At 67.4% G+C, this 18,270-nt stretch carries 11 protein-coding genes and 1 pseudogene; 5 read left to right on the top strand and 7 right to left on the bottom strand.

Features of this window, described 5'->3' with window-relative positions:
- Nucleotides 1–416 precede the first annotated feature (416 nt).
- From DB30_RS29195 to DB30_RS29180, 4 genes are all read right to left on the bottom strand, one after another.
- On the bottom strand, nt 417–2,813 hold the full coding sequence (locus DB30_RS29195) for a lytic transglycosylase domain-containing protein (RefSeq protein WP_146661105.1): 2,397 nt from the start codon (nt 2,811–2,813) through the stop codon (nt 417–419).
- A 122-nt stretch (nt 2,814–2,935) separates the two neighbouring features.
- A complete protein-coding gene (locus tag DB30_RS29190; protein ID WP_052555090.1) occupies nt 2,936–5,494 on the bottom strand; it encodes an ATP-binding protein in 2,559 nt (852 codons plus the stop codon).
- A 5-nt stretch (nt 5,495–5,499) separates the two neighbouring features.
- Nucleotides 5,500–6,792 carry an ATP-binding protein gene (locus DB30_RS29185; protein WP_052555088.1) on the bottom strand — a complete coding sequence of 431 codons (1,293 nt, stop codon included), beginning with the start codon at nt 6,790–6,792 and terminating at the stop codon, nt 5,500–5,502.
- A gap of 46 nt (nt 6,793–6,838) precedes the next feature.
- On the bottom strand, nt 6,839–7,726 hold the full coding sequence (locus tag DB30_RS29180; protein ID WP_420870684.1) for a S66 peptidase family protein: 888 nt from the start codon (nt 7,724–7,726) through the stop codon (nt 6,839–6,841).
- 210 nt (nt 7,727–7,936) lie between these two features.
- Here DB30_RS29180 and secA point away from each other — a divergent pair.
- The 5 genes and pseudogenes from secA to DB30_RS29160 all read left to right on the top strand — a co-directional run.
- Nucleotides 7,937–9,934: pseudogene (secA, locus tag DB30_RS43230) on the top strand (preprotein translocase subunit SecA); the annotation flags it as partial.
- Nucleotides 9,935–10,018: 84 nt separating this feature from the next.
- Nucleotides 10,019–11,110, top strand: coding sequence for a hypothetical protein (locus DB30_RS43225; RefSeq protein ID WP_420870683.1), 1,092 nt, complete (start codon nt 10,019–10,021; stop codon nt 11,108–11,110).
- A 22-nt stretch (nt 11,111–11,132) separates the two neighbouring features.
- Complete coding sequence (gene ruvX / locus DB30_RS29170; protein WP_052555082.1) at nt 11,133–11,579, top strand: Holliday junction resolvase RuvX; 447 nt, start codon at nt 11,133–11,135, stop codon at nt 11,577–11,579.
- A 32-nt stretch (nt 11,580–11,611) separates the two neighbouring features.
- The gene (gene mltG, locus DB30_RS29165) at nt 11,612–12,745 is read left to right on the top strand and encodes an endolytic transglycosylase MltG (RefSeq protein ID WP_165703998.1); all 1,134 of its coding nucleotides are present in this window, start codon (nt 11,612–11,614) and stop codon (nt 12,743–12,745) included.
- A 1,051-nt stretch (nt 12,746–13,796) separates the two neighbouring features.
- A complete protein-coding gene (locus DB30_RS29160; RefSeq protein ID WP_052555078.1) occupies nt 13,797–14,858 on the top strand; it encodes a PEGA domain-containing protein in 1,062 nt (353 codons plus the stop codon).
- 481 nt (nt 14,859–15,339) lie between these two features.
- Here DB30_RS29160 and hisB read toward each other — a convergent pair whose 3' ends face one another.
- From hisB to DB30_RS29145, 3 genes are read right to left on the bottom strand one after another with little or no spacing between them, the layout of a single operon-like run.
- Nucleotides 15,340–15,957, bottom strand: a complete 618-nt coding sequence (gene hisB, locus DB30_RS29155) for an imidazoleglycerol-phosphate dehydratase HisB (protein ID WP_052555076.1) — start codon at nt 15,955–15,957, stop codon at nt 15,340–15,342.
- A gap of 9 nt (nt 15,958–15,966) precedes the next feature.
- Complete coding sequence (locus tag DB30_RS29150; RefSeq protein WP_146661096.1) at nt 15,967–16,485, bottom strand: J domain-containing protein; 519 nt, start codon at nt 16,483–16,485, stop codon at nt 15,967–15,969.
- A 44-nt stretch (nt 16,486–16,529) separates the two neighbouring features.
- Complete coding sequence (locus DB30_RS29145) at nt 16,530–18,170, bottom strand: Hsp70 family protein (RefSeq protein WP_052555072.1); 1,641 nt, start codon at nt 18,168–18,170, stop codon at nt 16,530–16,532.
- Between the last annotated feature and the right edge of the window lie 100 nt (nt 18,171–18,270).

Raw genomic sequence — 18,270 nt, 5'->3', positions numbered from 1 at the left:
TTCGCGGGCCTTCTATGACCCCCACAGGCGGTTTGGCACTTCGCGGTCACTCGCTTCGCTCGCTCCCAACGGGCCGTTTGTTCGCAAGGGCATGATTGGCCCCCTAGAAGGGGGCTCTCGTCTGAGCACCTGGCGGTGGGTGGGTGCCTCTCCATTTACGTGTCCGGCTATGACCCCCACAGGCGGTTTGGCACTTCGCGGGCCTTCTATGACCCCCACAGGCGGTTTGGCACTTCGCGGTCACTCGCTTCGCTCGCTCCCAACGGGCCGTTTGTTCGCAAGGGCATGATTGGCCCCCTAGAAGGGGGCTCTCGTCTGAGCACCTGGAGGTGGGTGGGTGCCTCTCCATTTACGTGTCCGCCTGTGACCCGACCGGGCGGCTTCGCACTTCGCGAGGCCCTGAACTAGTACTCTGCCTAGCTCGGGATCTGCAGCGGGATGTAGGGCATGCGAGCGGCCTCGTCGCCGGTGCCGTAGAGCCAGCGGTAGGCGGCCCAGCGACCCAGCACCGACTGCGTGTAGCGGCGGGTCTCGTCGAAGGGGATCGCTTCGACGAATAGATCGAGATCCCAGTCGCCGCGCAGCTTCAGCCACTCGTCGGTCCGGCCGGGTCCGGCGTTGTAGCTGGGCACCGCCAGCGCGGGGGCGCCGTCGACGTTGTTCCAGCGCGCGGTCAGGCCCGCGAGGTAGCGCTGGCCAATGTCCAGGTTGGTGGCGGGATCGTACAGCTGGCTTGGCTGGATCTTCAGGCCGGCGCGGTCGGCCACGTTCTGCGCGGTCGCGGGCATCAGCTGGATCAGCCCGCGGGCGCCGGCCCACGACGTTGCGCCGGGGTTGAAGCGGCTCTCGCTCTGCATGATCGCGTAGGTCAACAGCGCGGGCACGCCGTGGTCCTGCTCGCCGGGATCGACCAGGCCACGAAACGGGACCGGATGCGCGAGCTCCCACAGTTGTCGGCGCGCGCCGGTTGGGCCGCCGCCCCGCCAGCTCGTGCCGACGCTGGCGAGCGCACGCTGGGCGTCGCTGTACAGCCCGGCCTGGGCCAGGGCCGCGACGGCGGGCCAGCCGGTGATCGCCGAAGCTTCGAGCTCGTCGCGGGCCTGCTCGCCAAGTCCAAGGCTGGCCCAGAGCTTGACCCGCGTGGCGGTGGGGGTGGCAGGGAGCGCGAGCTCGGGCACCGGGGCGTCGCTGCTCGCGGAGATCTTGGCGAGCCCAGCCGCGGCCGCTTCGTCGCTGCGCTCGCGCAGTCGCGACAGCGCCTGAAGCGATGGGTAGCTGAGCGGTCGGGTCTCGATCGCCTGCAACCACGCGGCCTCGGCCTCGTCGCCCTTGCCGAGCCGATTTAGGGCCTTGCCGCGAAAGTAGTGGAGCTTGGCGAGCTCGTCGCCCTCGACCTTGCCGCCGGCGATCGACTTGTCGATCAGCGCGACCACGTCGGGCAGCCGGCCCTCGGCGAAGCCTTGGACCAACAACCGCCGCAGCGCCTCGCCGTACATGTCGCCGCCGGGGTGCTTGGCCAGCGAGGACTCGTAGGCCGCGCGGGCCTTGCCGGGATCGCCGGCCGACTCCCACGACTCGCCCGCCTTGATCAAGCAGTCGTCGGCGTAGCTGTGATCCGCGTGGTCGCGGGCGAGCTGCTCGAAGCGACCGGCCGCCTGCTCGTACTTGCCGGCCGCGTACACACCCCGCGCGGCTTGGTAGCGGGACTTGACCTCGAGCGTGACGTCGCCGGCCTTGGCGCAGTGCTTGGCCGCGCTGTCAAACACCGGCTGCGAGTTGGCCCGCTTGCGCATCTTGAAGATCGCCGAGCCCTTCACGAACAGGACCTCGCAGCGATCCTTGTCGGTGGCCCCGTGCTGCTTGGCGTGCTTGATGAAGTCGTCGACGGCCGCGACCGCGGATCCGTAGCTGTGTTGATCTAGGTGGCGCTCGGCCGTGGCCTTGGCTTGGTCACGCGCGAGCCGCTGGCGCTCGGTCTTGCTGCGGGTGATCAGCTTGGCCTTCTCGAGCTTGTCGAGCTCGGCGTCCGCTTCGGCGCCGTAGTCCGACAGCGGCACCTCGGCGACGAGCTGCTCGAACAACTTGCCGGCCGCCCGCTTGTCGTCGTCGTTGCCCTCGAGCAGCAGCACCGCGAGCTTGCGCCGGGCTTCGTGGCGCTCGGCGCCGCTGGCTTGGCGCAAGAACGCGTTGTAGGTGGCGATCGCTCCGGCGCGATCCTGGGTCCGGGCTTGCGCGTCGGCCTTGACCAACAACACCCGGACCGGGATCCCGGCTTCGAGATCAGGGCTGAGATCCGCGACCAGCTTCAGCGCCACGTCGCTCTCGCTCGCGTCGAGCCGGGCCTGCGCTTCGAGCATGCGCAGGTAGGGCTCGATCGGCGTGAGCGCGGGCGCGACCCGAGCTTGGGCCAGGAGCTGGGCCGCCTCGGGGAACTGATCGACGCGAAGATGCTCGAGCGCCCGGAGCAGCTCGGCCGCCGCTCGATCCCCGCTGGCCAGCTTGGGATCTGCGAGCATCTTGTCGAGCAGCGAGACCGCGCTGGTGTGATCCCGGCGCTCGCGGGCCAGGATCGCCTCGCGGCCCAAGCCGTCCATGAACCACAGCTGCCGCATATCCGCCGGCGCGCTTGCAGGCTCGGCTTCATCGTCCACCGAGGGCAGCGCGTCGGTGCCGAGGCTCTCTGCCGTCGACAGCGGTGGCGGCCGCTCTTGGTGGCAGCCCACGCTGCCGGTGAGGATCGTGACCAACGCCAAGCTGGCGCACGCGTACGGACGTCGAGGGGCGGTCGCGCGACTGTTGACGGGCCTGGTCATACCTTCAGCTTCTAACTCTGCTCGCGTTCGGAGCCAAAAACGAGTGGAATTTGCGATGCCTCTCGAACTGCGTGGTGTCGACGGCTGAGCGTCGGCGGGTGTTCCGCCTGCATGGGGCTCACTCAGGCCATGCGGGCCCGCAAGCTGGCCGCGACCTCGGGCGGGCCGTGTTCGCTGTAGAACTCGAACAGGCTCGCGAGAACCGCCTGTTGCGGAGAGCCATAGCGGAGCCGGCGGCGGCAGTCCTCGGCGAGGGTGCGCGCCGCGTCGATCTGGCCGAGGCCCTCGCGGATACGCAGGCCGAGGGTGAGCGCGGCCAGGGTGCCAGGGTGGAGGGGGCCGAGGAGCTGATCGCAGCGGGCGAGGCTCACGTCGAGGTTTTGGGTCGTGGGCTCGAGGTCGCCCGTAGCGAGGGCGAACTCGTGCGCCAAGAGGTGGGCCCGGAGGAGCGGGTACGCGAGACCCCAGGTCTGGGCCGAGTCGATCACGCGCTCGAGGTGGCGCCTGGCCTCGGCCCAGCGGGCGCGGCGGAGCTCGAGGATGCACAGATGGGCGTGGACGAAGTGGGCGTAGAGCTCTGGGTGGGCGGTCTGCTTCGCCAGGGTGTCGAAGCGGAGGGTGACCTCGGCCACGTGGGCGTCGAGGTCTGGCCCCGGATCCTGGCTGAGCGCATCGCCAAAAACACGGATCTGCGGTGGCTCGTGATCGCTGCGATCTGACCACCCATGGCGGACGCGGGCGAGCATGGCGGCGTCCGGGTGGGCCCTGGCGAATTCGGTTTCCCGCTCGAACAACAGCTTCGCTACGCCCGCGTCGTCGAGCGGGGCCGGGGGCATGAGCGCGAGGATGAGCTCGGTGTCGAGCAGCCAGATGGGATCGAGGGTCTCGCTCGCCATGGTCTCAGCGGCGTTCGAGAGCAGTCGTTGGGCCCGCCCGAGCTGGCCCGAGCTGATCGCCGCGACGATCGCCCGGCGGATCCAGGTGAAGGCTTCGTCGGCGTCGCGAACCTCCGCGAGGGCAGCGGCAAAGCTCGCGCGTTCGTCCACTGGTAAGGCTTCGAGGGCCTGCTGCGCGAGCGCCTCGGGGGCTGCTCGCCAGTCCCCAGTCCAGTAAATCCTGGGGTCAAACTCAAAGTCGGGGTCGTCCTCGGAGTCCCACTCGCGACTGTACAGCCGCAAGCCCCTGCGCACGAACTCGAGCTCGGCCGGGGACAGCGGAGGTGTTGTCCGAGCGAGGGCCACCAGCAGTACCTCGCGCCCAAAATAGTCGAAAAGCCCGTCCGGCCGACCGACGAAGCGAGCGGCTTGGCTGTCGAGGCTCAGGATGCCTTGTGATTCTAGCTTGGCGAGATCCTCGATGAGGAAACGCCGCGGGATCGCAGGTGCGAAGTAGGACCAACTACCGATCGTCGAGCGACGTGGCATTCGTACTTGGTGGAGGATCTCCTCGCAGCTACCCCAGGATTCTTTGGAGCGCGCGAACTGGTCTCGAAACTTCGGGTGGGCTTCCGAGACTCGTGCGGCGAGTTCGATCATTCCTGGACGTCCGTCGGTGAGTTCGACGAGGAGCGGCGACACAGGCGAGTCCGTCCACCGGGCCCACAGCGCACGGGCATGCTCGGCTGACAGCGGTCCGATCTCCACAGCTACGTCCGCGCTCGCCGACGCGGTGGCGGCTTCTTCGATCAGCAACGACCCGGCCGCAGGAGCCGGAAGCTCGGCGAAGTCCGGGTCCGGCTCTCCCGTCAGCTCCACCACGATCAACACCCGCGCGGCCCGGCTGAGCTCGAGGTAGCGCGCCTCGATGTCAACGGGATCCGCAGGGCAACGCCCCCGCACATCGAGCGCCCGGACGATCGCGCCAAGGATCCCGCTGCGCGTGTGAGCGGCCCACCCGTGAAACCACAACACCCGCTCGTAGTGCCCCCCCAGGTCCGAGACAGCCGCAGCAACCACGGCGCTCTTGCCGATCCCGCGCGCCCCCCAGACGCGGATCCGCCCCGGGCTCCGAGCCATCGCAGCACACAGGCGCCCGACCTCCGCGGCGCGACCAAGCAGCGGACGCGGGACCTCGGGGATCGCCTCGAGGTAGTTGGGCATGCCCTCGATCGTCACACCCCCAAAGCTCTCGCCAACGCCGAGCAACCCAAACGCCTCGTGGGGCAGCAGCAGCCAGTCCGGGTGTCCGGCGTCGTAGGCCGAGCTCAAGTGAAACTGCGCGGCGTGGACACTAAAGAGGTCCGGCGCGATGTCGCTGAGCGTACGCAGGGCATCGACACGAGTGACGATGACGAGAGGCCCGGCGAGCTGGCCAACGATCTGATCACGGCGGCCGTTGAGCTGGACGCAGCAGCGCTCGAAGGCCTCGCGGTCCCGGCTCAGGCTGGCGTGGGTGCGAAGGACAGCCAGCGGGCGCGGCCCAAGCTCGCTCGACAGACGATGCACGGGCGCCTCGGCCCCGTCGGCTCGAGCGTCGAGCAAGATCGGATCGCGGTCGTGCTCGGCGGCGAGCTCCCCGAGCCCCTCGACCGCGAGCGTCTCGGCTTCGAGGCTGGCAACGACGACGAACAACAACGCAAAGCCCTCGCTGAGCTCGATCGCCTCGCGCAGCCGCGCCCACTGCTCGGCGTTGTCGGCCATGCCGAGCATGCCCGGCCAGTCGAGCACGCCGCGTGGGTTCATATCGCTCAGCCTGTGCCCTCGAACCGGCTCCAGTCCGGGAGGTCATCGGCGAAACCGAGCTCGGCCCACGACAACGGGTGTGCGTCGTACCAGGGCCCGCCGTTGTGATAGCGGAACATCTTGAACCCCTGCAGCAGGCTGTCCATGCGCACCTGAGAGGCTTCGTCGTCGGGAAATTTCCGGCTTGGGTGGAGCTGGCGAAGCAGCTGCTTGTCCTCGAGCACGAGCGCCTGCAGATAATTTTGCTGGACGTGGGCGACGGCTTGCTCGGCGTGCTCGCGGGTGAAGCGTGGGGCTTCGCCAACGCGGTAGGTCATCTCGGTCAAGAAGCGCAGAAGATCACGAAAATAGCCCCCACACCGCGAGACCAGCCAGCGTGGGATCGCCGGATCAGCGAAGTGTTTGGCGGCGACCCGGCGATGCAGCGCCTCGACCATGGCCTCTACGCCCGGCAGGTTGAGGACGCCGTCGCGCTCGTAGAGTCGAACCATCGGCAGGAACTGAAGCTCGACGCCGAAGTTGGCCGTGAGCTCCGAAGCCCGGCGAACCATGAAGGGCGGCACGGTATAGATGGTGTGAACCGGAGGCTTGAGGTCTCGCGCTTGGAGGATGAAGCTGGCGAACCAGTGGTTGTGAAATTCCTCGCGCCGCGCGGAGGCGTCGAGGTCACCAGTGGCGCGCTTCTCGGCACCGTCGAGAATGATCACCAGCTCCTGACCTTGGTCGCGCGAGCCTTTGGCGGCGCTGGCGAGCAACTCATGGATGTCTTCGCGGAGGCCGTCGAGGTCGCGCAGCTGCTTGGCGACACGCTGAAACAGGGTCTCGTCCGTGGTCAAGCTGGCCTTGACCGCCGCGATCCCACCTTGCAGCTCGACCTTCGAGTTGAGGAACCGCCACGCCTGCTTCGCATACTCGTCAACCCAACCGCCGACGTCCTCGGGCTTGCCGTCGGGGAACAGCGCCAAGACCAGGGCGAGCATCAAGTCCTCGGTGGTCAGCGGCCGCTCGTTGCTGAGCCACTGGCCCGCGTCGGCCATCACGACGCGGTATCCACGCTCGGTCAGATCGCGCTCGAGCTGCCGGAGCTCCGTGGTCTTCCCGCTGCCCCGCAGGCCGGTGACCAGCTGCGCTGTCGGTTCGGCGGCGAAATCGATGACCGCCGAGAGGCGCTCGCGCCATGGCTCACCCCGGAGGCGCAAGCTGGGGGTGTCAAAATCGTAGTGGCGGGGGTCTTGGGGACCGACCGGCTCATCGGGCTTGCAGCTAGCGATGAAGCTGCGCTTGAGTTCACGATCCATCCGCGAGCCATGCTATCGCCGGGCCCCGTCGGTGTCGATGCGAGGCTCACGTGGCTTCGCCAAGCGCGACCGGCTCGAGCTGCTCGAGCGCGCCTTGATCCGCGTCGAGCCGCGCCAGCACCCCAAACCCCAGCGCAGCGTTGCGCCCCGGCGCGTGCCCAAACGGCAGGCCAAGCAGCACCGGCACGCCAAGCCGCCCGAGCCGATCATCGAGGACTTCCGCCGCCGTCCAGCCGCGGCTGCCGCCGTGCTCGGGCTCTTCGCAGCCGTGCAGATCCCCAACGACCACGCCCGCGACGCCGCGCAGCGAGCCGCTGTCCAACAGCTGGGTGAGCGCCCGATCGACCCGGTAGGGCCGCTCGCCGACCTCTTCGAGCGCGAGGATCGCCCCGTTCAAGCTGGGCATGTGCGGGGTGCCGATCAAGCTGCGCAAGACCTCGAGGTTGCTGGCGATCAAGCGGCCTTCGACCCGGCCGCCATGCAAGCTCGCGCTGTGCTCGTTGGCGCACAGGGGCTCGGGCAGCTCACCCTCGAGCAGCGCCCACAGCCTCTGTCGATCGTCTTCGTGGAGCTCGTTCAGCTGCCCGATCACCGGCCCGTGGATCGAGGGCACCCGCGCGCGTGTCCAGGCCCAGCACAGCAGCGCGCTGACATCCGAGAACCCGACGAGCAGCTTGGGTCGCTCGAGCAGCGCCGGGTCGAGGCGCCCGAGCAAGCGCGTGGCTCCGAAGCCGCCGCGCGCCGCCCAGATCACGTGGGCCTGCTCGTCGCGCAGCGCCAGCTCCAAGCTCGCGAGCCGCTCGGCGTCGTCACCGGCGAAGTAGCCCGCGCGGCGCTCGAGGTTGGCGGCCAAGCGCGGCTCACCGTAGCGACGGCGCACGTGCGCGAGCCCACGCCGGACCCGCTCGCTGTTGACTGGCCCCGACGGCGCCACCACATGCACCCCGCCCGACGCCGACCCGCGGCCCAGCGCGGCGGCCCAGCGCGGCTGGTCAGATCCCGGAATATGAGGGGTAGCCTTGCGCAGTTCCGCCATTGTCTGCCCGCTGAGCATACGCGAAGGTGCGCCCGCGACTCGAACGGTCGCTTGGCGGCGACGCGCGTAGACAGCGCGTGCACCCCCACATACCCTGGCGCCCCTACCATGCTCCAACGCGTCCTCAAGAAGGTCTTTGGCACCAAGCACCAGCGACAGGTCAAGAAGATCCAGCCTCTCGTCGACAAGATCGGCTCGCTGGAAAAGACCCTGCAACCGCTGCGCGACGACGAGCTCAAAGCCAAGACCGCCGAGTTCAAGCAGCGCATCGAAAACGGCGAGTCGCTCGACGACCTGCTCCCCGAAGCCTACGCGACCGTCCGTGAAGCGGCGACGCGCACGCTCGGCATGCGCCACTACGACGTGCAGATGATCGGCGCGATCGCGATGCACCGCGGCATGGTGCTCGAGATGCGGACCGGTGAGGGCAAGACCCTCACGGCGACCGCGGCGCTGTACCTCAACGCGCTGTCTGGCCGCGGCGCCCACCTGATCACCGTCAACGACTACCTCGCGTCGCGCGACGCAGAGTGGATGGGGCAGATCTACAACTACCTGGGCCTCTCGGTCGGCGCGATCGTCCACGGCCTGTTCCACCACGAGCGCCAAAAAGCCTACCGCTGCGACATCACCTACGGGACCAACAACGAGTTCGGGTTCGACTACCTGCGCGACAACATGAAGGAGACGATCGAGAAGTACGTTCAGCGCGAGCTGAACTACGCGATCGTCGACGAGGTCGACTCGATCCTGATCGACGAGGCCCGCACGCCGCTGATCATCTCGGGTGAGAGCGCCAAGCCAGCGGAGCTCTACAAGACCGTGGATCGGGCGGTCCCGCAGCTGCGCAAGGATCTAGACTACGTGGTCGACGAGAAGGCCAGCAGCGCGCAGCTGACCGACGCTGGCGTCGATCGCATCGAGAAGCTGCTGGGCTGCTCCAACCTCTACGCCAAAGAAAACACCGAGCTCAAGCACCACGTCGACCAGGGCCTGCGCGCGCACGTGCTCTACAAGCGCGACGTCAACTACCTCGTCGAGAAGGGCGAGGTCGTGATCGTCGACGAGTTCACCGGCCGCAAGATGGAGGGCCGGCGGTGGAGCGACGGCCTGCACCAGGCGATCGAAGCCAAGGAGAACGTCCCGATCCAGCCGGAGTCGCAGACCCTCGCGACGATCACCTATCAGAACTACTTTCGCATGTACGACAAGCTCGCCGGGATGACGGGCACGGCGGACACCGAGGCCGAAGAGTTCCACAAGATCTACAACCTCGAAGTGTTGGTGGTCCCAACCAACCGCAAGATCATCCGCGACGACATGGACGATGTCGTCTACAAGAGCGAGCGCGGCAAGTTCATGGCCGCGGTCAAGCAGATCCGCGAGTGTCACGAGCGCGGCCAGCCCGTGTTGGTTGGCACGACCAGCGTCGAGAAGTCGCAGGTCATCCACCAATTGCTCGAGCGCTCTGGCGTCCCGCACTCGGTGCTCAACGCCAAGAACCACGAGCGCGAGGCCTACATCGTGGCCCAGGCGGGTCGCAAACACGCGATCACGGTCGCAACCAACATGGCCGGGCGCGGCACCGACATCATCTTGGGTGGCAACTCCGAGCTGATGGCCAAGGCCCACTACGACCCGGACAAAGACCCCGAGGCGTTCGCCAAGCTGCACGCCGGGCTCAAAGAGCAGTGCGAGGCCGAGAAGCAAGAAGTGCTCTCGCTCGGCGGCCTGTTCATCTTGGGGACCGAGCGGCACGAGAGCCGCCGGATCGACAACCAGCTGCGTGGTCGCGCCGGTCGCCAGGGTGACCCCGGGGCCTCGCGCTTCTTCTTGTCGCTCGAGGACGACCTCATGCGCATCTTCGGGGCCGATCGCATCAGCGGCCTGATGGAGCGGCTGGGCATGGAAGAGGACGTGCCGATCGAGGCACCGATGGTCAACAAGGCGATCGAGAATGCCCAGACCAAGGTCGAAGCCATGCACTTCGACACCCGCAAGAACCTGTTCGAGTACGACAACGTGATGAACGAGCAGCGCAAGGCGATCTACGCCCTGCGCCGGCAGATCCTCGAGGGCCGCTACCAGCCCGAGATCTTGGACGACGAGGCCCGCAAGGAGCAAAAGCGCAAGCTCCCGCCGCCGCCCGAGACCTCGGGCCCGCACACGATCCCCTCGCTCGCAGAGTCCATGCGCGAGCGAACCGTGGCGATCATCGATCGTCACTGCCGCGAGCAGCTCGTCAAGGCCGGGCTCGACCCCGAGGTCGAGAACCCGTTCCCGCCCGACGGGATCGTGCCCCACGAGCTGACCCACGACATCTACCGGCACTACGGCTCGCTGGTGAACGTCGACGACGTGCGCATGGATCGCGACAAAGTGATCGCGCGCGCGCTCGATGTCGTCGCGGCCTCGCTGATCCAGCAGCGCGAGCGGATCCACGACCTTTGCTACGAGCACATCGAGAAGGCCGTGATGGAGCAGTGCCCGGAGGACGTGCACCCCGACGAGTGGGAGCTCGAGGCCCTCGAGGACCAGCTGCGCAGTCGGTTCTATGTCGAGGTTGACCTGTCGACCGTGCAGGACGACATCGACCAGCTCGTTGACACCTGTTGGGAGCGGATCGAGGCCTCGCTGCTCGCCCGCGAGCAAGAGTTTGGCCTGTACGTGTTCTTGTATCAGGTCCGCCGGGTGTACCTGCGCGAGATCGACGAGCAGTGGATCGGCCACCTCAAGGACATCGAGCAGCTGCGCGCCGGCATTGGCCTGCTTGGCTACGCCAACAAGAACCCCAAGAACGCCTACAAGATCGAGGGGTTCCAGCTGTTCCGCGACATGTGGGAGAGCATCGCGCAGACCGTGCTCGATCAGGTCCTGCAGATGCGCCTGTCCGAAGAGGACAAGCGTCGCGCCGAAGAGGGCGCCGAGTACGAGAGCACCTTGACCAAGGCGTCGCGTCGGCGCGAGCGCTCGACCGTCGCGGGTCGCTCGGACGGGCAGATGCAGCGGCTCGACGCTGCAGCCAAGGCGGCCGTCGCCAAGCTCAAGGCCCAGAGCCTGGGCACCCGCGCCAGCGATGGTCTGGGCAAGGGCGTGAGCGCCGGTGAACGGGCCGCGGCCGCGGCTGCGATCGCCCAGATGCAGGCCCAAGCCGCAGCAGCCCCCACGCCAACAGACGACGAAGTGATCGCAGCCAGCACCGCAGAGGTCGTCGCCTCGCTCAAGATCCAAAAAGACAGCAAGCAGTCGTCGGGTCGTCGCAAGCGACGCAAGAAAGACTGAGCAGGCCTTCGAACACACATCCATGCGCGCGCTCGCCCTCGACGTAGGATCCAAGACCATTGGCGTCGCCGTCAGCGACAGCGGCGGCGCGATGGCCCACGCCCGCGAGGTCCTGCGGCGGGCCGGTCACACGGCCGACGCCGCCACCGTGTGCGCGCGCGCCCGCGAGCTCGAGGCCGAGGTCATCGTCGTCGGCCTCCCGCTCGAGCTCGACGGCAGCGAGGGTCACCGCGCGCGTCTGGTCCGTCGCTTCATCACGGTCTTGGCCGCCACGATCGCCGAGCAGGGCCTGGGGCTGGGTCTCGAGACGTGGGACGAGCGCTACTCGACCTCCGCGGCCGAGCGCACGATGATCGAAGCCGACGTGTCCCGGGCCAAACGCAAGCGCAGTATCGACGCCGTCGCGGCGCAGTTCATCTTGCAAGGTTGGCTCGACGCCCGTCCCGAGAACCGGGAGCTCGCACGGTGAAGCCAGCCGCTCGCAAACCGCATCCTTGGTATTTGCCCCGCAAGTCTCGCCGGCCGCAGCGGTGGGCGTTGGGGATCATCGTCACCTTGTTGGCGCTGGCCGTGTTCAGCGCGCACGCTGGCTGGAAGCGGTTGACCAGCTACCCCGAGCGGCCGGGCCTGGGCTCGAGCGAGCCGATCACCCTCACGATCCCAGCCGGCGCCAGCTTTCCGCGGGTGCTCGAGCTGCTCGCCGAGCACGAGGTCATCGCCCCCGACGAGACCCAGGCCTTCAAGCTGTTCGTCCTGCACCGGGGCGCCGCCGCCAAGGTCACCGCGGGCAAGCATGAATTCCGCGGTGACATGACCCCGACCCAGATCCTCGACGAGCTCATGCGTCGGCAGGGCGTGCAGGAGCGGCGGGTGACGATCCCCGAGGGCAAGCAGAGCCTGCAGATCGCGCAGATCTTCGCCGAGGCGGGCCTTGGGGGCAGCGAGGCCGAATTGATCGCCGCCATGCGCGACCCCGAGCTGCTGGCCAGGCTCGAGGTCCCAGCCGCGAGCGCCGAGGGCTACCTGTTCCCGGACACTTACAAATTTTCGACCGAGGCCACGGCGACCCAGATCGTCGAGCGCATGATCAAGCGCCACCACGAGGTCTTCAACGAGGTTCGGCGAGCCCACGGAGAGGGCGCCCGCGAGCTGTCCGACGACCTGGGGTGGGGGGATCACCAGATCGTGACCATGGCCTCACTGATCGAAAAAGAGACAGGCCAGGCAGCCGAGCGCCCGCGGATCGCCAGCGTGTTCATCAACCGCCTGAAGTTCACCTCGTTCAAGCCCAAGCTGCTGCAGACCGACCCCACGATCATCTACGGCTGCACCGTCCCCGAGCGCAAGTCCGAGGCCTGCCAGCAATTCGAGGGTCGGATTCGCCGCATCCACCTGCGCGATCCCGACAACGCGTACAACACGTACACCCACGAGGGCCTTCCGCCCGGCCCGATCTCCAACCCCGGCCGAGACGCGCTCGAGGCCGTGCTCGCCCCCGAGAAGACCCGCTACCTCTACTTCGTGGCCCGCAACGACGGCACCCACCAATTCTCCAAGAGCGTCCAAGAGCATGAGGCCGCCGTAGACAAGTACATCCGCGGCGGAGCCAAGGGCGACGGAACCGTTCAGGACTAACAATTGAACGCTCCCGAGCTCCCTTCTAGTCCTAGTGGGGGGCCCACACGTGCCGAGGAGCAAAGCGGCTGCCGTCAGCGAAGCACCGTACAGGTCCGCCGAAGCCCCGTACAGGTCCGCCAAGCACCCGTAAAGTCCGCCAAAGCACCCGTAAAGTCCGCCAAAGCACCCGTAAAGTCCGCCAAAGCACCCGTAAGGTCCGCCAAAGCACCCGTAAAGTCCGCCAAAGCACCCGTACAGGTCCGCCAAAGCACCCGTAAAGTCCGCCAAAGCACCCGTACAGGTCCGCCAAGGCACCCGTACACGTCCGCCAAGGCACCCGTACAGGTCCGCCAAAGCACCCGTACACGTCCGCCAAGGCACCCGTACAGGTCCGCCAAAGCACCCGTACACGTCCGCCAAGGCACCCGTACAGGTCCGCCAAAGCACCCGTACACGTCCGCCAAGGCACCCGTACAGGTCCGCCAAAGCACCCGTACACGTCCGCCAAGGCACCCGTACAGGTCCGCCAAAGCACCCGTACACGTCCGCCAAGGCACCCGTACAGGTCCGCCAAAGCACCCGTACACGTCCGCCAAGGCACCCGTACAGGTCCGCCAAAGCACCCGTACACGTCCGCCAAGGCACCCGTACAGGTCCGCCAAAGCACCCGTACACGTCCGCCAAGGCACCCGTACAGGTCCGCCAAAGCACCCGTACACGTCCGCCAAGGCACCCGTACAGGTCCGCCAAAGCACCCGTACAGGTCCGCCAAAGCACCCGTACAGGTCCGCCAAAGCACCCGTACAGGTCCGCCAAGGCACCCGTACACGTCCGCCAAAGCACCCGTACACGTCCGCCAAAGCACCCGTACACGTCCGCCGAAGCCACCCGAGCCCCCTTCTAGGGGGCCACACATACGACCGCGCACAAACGGCCCCGAGGAGCGAAGCGACCAGACGCGAAGCGGCTGCAGTCGGCGCAGTCTAAAGTCTATGTGGGGGTCTATAAGGTGGGGGTCTAAGGTATGCTAGCCTGGCGCATGGCCTCTCCCGCGGGTCGTTCCCGATCCATGGTCGCCGTTTGTGCGACAGCCACGGCTCTCGCCCTCGGGCTCGCCCAAGCCCCGGTCGCCTTCGCCGCGCCACCTGACGGCTCGGCCGGGAGTTCGGCGACCTCGACGGACGTCGCTGCCAAGACGGCGATCCTGCCGCTCGTCGTCGATGGTGATCTGCCCGACGCCGACCGCGACAATCTCACGGCCCAGCTGGTCGAGGGCCTGCAGCGCGGAAGCTTCGAGATCGTCACCCCCGACCAAGTCACGGCGGCGGTCGGCGGTGGTGACTGCGACAAGCCCGGGTGCATGAAGAAGATCGCGGGGCAGACGGGCTCGACGCATATCGTGCGCGCCACCGTTCAGGTCGTCGATCGCGACTACAGCGTCCGCGTCGAGCTGTTCGACGGCAGCGACGGGACCAAGATCGTCTCGACCAGCGAGGGCTGCGAGATCTGTGGTGTCGTCGACGTAGGCGGTCTGATGCAGACCCAAGCCGCGACCTTGCGCACCAAGCTCGACGCGCTCGCCAGCGGTCCGGCGGCGGTCAACATCACCTCGGATCCCGACGGCGCCGAGGTCACCCTCGATGGCGAGGTGTTCGGCACCACGCCCGTCGACAAGCCCCTGATCCCCGGCGACCACGTGATCCGCGTCAGCAAGGACGGATACATCTCCGTCCAAGAAAAGCGCACCTTCGTCGAGGGGGCCCGCGAGAGCCTCAGCTACGAGCTCGAGAAGGTCCCGAACCGCCTGCCCAAGCGACCCTGGGGGTTCGCCTCGCTCGGGGTCGGCATCGCGGCCGTCGGCGGTGGCTTGGCGCTGACCTACCTCGACTACCGGCCGTTCAGGCTCGGGGGCGCGTGCGAAGGGCCGGACGTCGACCTCGAGGGTGACTGCCGGCACGTGTTCAACACCAAGTGGTACGGCGTCGGCCTGGGGCTTGCGGGTGGCGCCCTGGTGACCCTTGGCGTGGCGATCTTGCTCAGCACGGCCAAGAACCCGCGCAAGCAGGCCAAGGTCGAGGCGGCGGTGAAACACCTGCAAGTCGGTCCCGGCGGCGTCGGAATTCGGTTTTAGTTTAGACCCCCACAGCCGCTTTGGCACTTCTTTAGACCCCCACAGCCGCTTTGGCACTTCGCGGTCACTCGCTTCGCTCGCTCCCAAGAGGCCGTTTGTTCGCGGCGGCATGTGTGGCCCCCTCGAAGGGGGCTGTTTCATTGACCCGCACAGGCGCTTTGGCACTTCGCGGTCACTCGCTTCGCTCGCTCCCAAGGGGCCGTTTGTTCGCGGCGGCATGTGTGGCCCCCTCGAAGGGGGCTGTTTCATTGACCCGCACAGGCGCTTTGGCACTTCGCGGTCACTCGCTTCGCTCGCTCCCAAGGGGCCGTTTGTTCGCGGCGGCATGTGTGGCCCCCTCGAAGGGGGCTGTTTCATTGACCCACAGGCGCTTTGGCACTTTTGGGGCCGCTTGTTCGCGGCGGCATGTGTGGCCCCTTCGAAGGGGACTGTGTCATAGACCCACAGTACTTTTGGGGTCGCTGCTTGCTCTGTGGCGTGACTAGATCACGCCCTTGGTCGAGGGGACGACGCCGGCCGCGGCTGGATCTCGAGCGCAGGCCATTCGCAGGGCGCGAGCGAGACCTTTGAAAGAGGCCTCGACCACATGGTGGGCGTTGCCGCCAGCGCGCAGGTGCACGTGCAGGTTCATCCGCGCCTGCACGGCGAGCGCCTGAAAGAACTCGCGGACCAGCTCGCAGTCGAAGCGCCCGATCCACTTGCCGGAGATCGCCGGCAGATCGAAGACGAGGTAGGGGCGACCGCCAAGATCCAGCGCCACGTCGACCAGGGTCTCGTCCATCGCCAGCGAGAAGTGCCCGTAGCGGTAGATCCCAGTCCGATCCCCGAGCGCCTGATCCAGCGCTTGGCCAAGCACCAAGCCCACGTCCTCGACGGTGTGGTGATCGTCGATCTCGACGTCGCCGGTGGCGTCGACCTCGAGTCCCATCGCGCCGTGTCGGGCCAGGGCCTCGAGCATGTGCGACAAGAACGGCACCGGTGTGGAGATCTTGGGCGGCGCGGGGGCGTCCCCGGGCAGCGCCAGCGCCACGCGGATCTGCGTCTCACGGGTGCTCCGCTCAACCTCGGCTCGACGAACGCTGGCGACCGTGTCCTGCACCGGCGCAGCTTACCGACCGGCTAGCGCTTTGACGACCGCGACATGCAGGTTGCGCAGCGGCGGGGTCTCTTCCAGGGACAGCCCGAGCTCGCAGTCGATCCACGCGCCGTTGAGATCACCGGCCTCGTACTTGCGCCGACCCGCGCGCAGGTAGATCCGCGCGAACGGGTTCGAGACCTGGCGCTCGTCAGCGTCGAGCCGCCGGGATCGGGACTCCGCCGCCAGCCGCACCGCCCCCGAAGGCAACCCTTGATCGTAGGCCGAGCGCAGCTCGGGATCGCTGAGCACTTGGTAGGCCTCGGTCATGCGCTTGTAGACCGTGTAGACCGCCCGCTTGACGGTCTCGCCCTCCATCGACACGAAGCGATCCGGGTGGAACAGCTGCGCGCGGGTGTAGAACGCGTCACGGATCCCGATGTAGTCAGCCTTTGGCGTGACCCCGAGAAACTCGTAGTAGCTCAGCCGCTCGATCTCGTTGCTGAGGCGCGCGACCTCAGAGACCAGCTCTCCCATGCCGGACTTCGACATTGCCGGAGCATATCCTGTTTGGGCCCTGCATGTGGCGGGGCGATCTAAACGCCACCACCTCGGCGGGCCACGGAGCCGTCGCCGGGTCCGCGCAGCTCCTGCGCCCGGGCCATGATCGCCTCGACCTCATCTTGCGGGAGCCCACCAAGCACCCGCATCGTCGCGACCTGCTCTTGCCCGGTGTCCTGATCCAGCGCGCGGACCTCGAGCAAGCCGTCGGTGTTGATCTCGAAGGTCACGGCGATGCTCACCGACCCGCGCGGCGCCTCGCGCAGGCCGGTCAGCAGGATCTCGCCCAGCTTGGTGTTGCCGTCGAAGCTGGAGCTCTCGCCCTGGCACACCTGGATGCGGACGTAGCGTTGGTTGTCGGTCGTGGTCGTGAACACGCGCGTCTGCTCGACGGGGATCACGGAGTTGCGCTCGATGATGAAGTCGACGTTGCCGCCGATCGTGCCGACCCCGAGGCTGCGCGGGGTCACGTCGAGCAGCACGGCGCTCTGGGCCATGCTCGGCATCGAGACCCCGCCGCTGGCCATCGGCACCAACGAGCCGAGCAGGGCCGCGCCCTGGATCGCCGCGCCAACGGCCACGACGCTCATCGGGTTGATCGATGTCTGCGGTGGCTTGCCGAAGATCTCTTGGATGACCTCGCGGACGATCGGCAGGCGGGTGGTGCCGCCAACCAGCACGATCTCGTCGATCTGCGACGCGCCCACACCCGCGACCCGCATCGCGTCTTCACACACGGGGATCGTGCGTCGGACGATCGTGCCCGCGATGTTGCGCAGCTCCGCTTCTGACAGCGAGAATTCGAGGTCGCGGTTGCTGCCCGGCGGCACGTTGGGCACGCGAATGGACGAGTGCGAGGTCTCGGACAGCTGAATCTTGACCTGCTCGGCGACCGCTCGCAGCTGCTCCATCGCCCGCGGATCCCCGCGCAGATCGACCCCATGCTGCTGCATGTAGACCGCGGCCATGCGCTCGAGGATCACCGCGTCGACGTCGTCGCCACCCAGGAACATCTCGCCCGAGGTCGACAGCACCTCGAACACGTTACGGGTGATCTGCAGCAGCGTGACGTCGAAGGTCCCGCCGCCAAAGTCATAGACCGCGATCCGGCGATCCATGTCCTCGATGTAGCCATAGGCCAGGGCCGCCGCGGTGGGCTCGTTGATCACCCGGATCACGTCGAGCCCAGCCAGCCGCGCGGCGATCCGCGTCGCGCTGCGCTGCGAGTCCGTGAAGTTGGCCGGGACCGCGATCACGGCCTTCTTGACCCGCCGCCCAAGCGCCTCTTCGGCCATCTGCCGCAGGTACTTGAGGATCAACGACGAGATCTCGACCACGCTCAAGCGCCGGCTGCCGACCTCGATCATCACCGACTCGTTGTTGCCCTCGACGATCCGATACGGCATCGACCGCATCATTCGCTGGACCTCGGGCGACGAGAACCGCCGGCCGATCAAACGCTTGGCGCTGTACACGACCTGGGCCGGATCGATCGCCCTCTGCAGCTTCGCCTCGCTGCCCACGACGATCTCCCCGTTCGAGAGCGCCGCGATCACCGACGGAACGATGCGATCTTCGCCGCGACGAACCACCGAAGCCCGCCCGTCTTGCACGACCGCACAGGCCGAATTCGTCGTGCCCAGGTCGATCCCCAGGACGATGTTCGGATCCGTCATCCACCCAGCAGTGTATCCGAACCCGCCCACCGACGAAAAAAACGCCAAACACGCAGGGCCTTTGACCCGCAGCAGTCGGCGAAGCCACCCGAGCCCCCTT

The sequence above is a fragment of the Enhygromyxa salina genome (genome assembly GCF_000737335.2).
In the GTDB taxonomy this organism is placed as follows: Bacteria; Myxococcota_A; Polyangia; order Nannocystales; family Nannocystaceae; genus Plesiocystis; species Plesiocystis salina_C.
The sequence above is the reverse complement of the archived record's forward strand: the minus strand, read 5'-3'. Positions and strand labels throughout refer to the sequence as shown.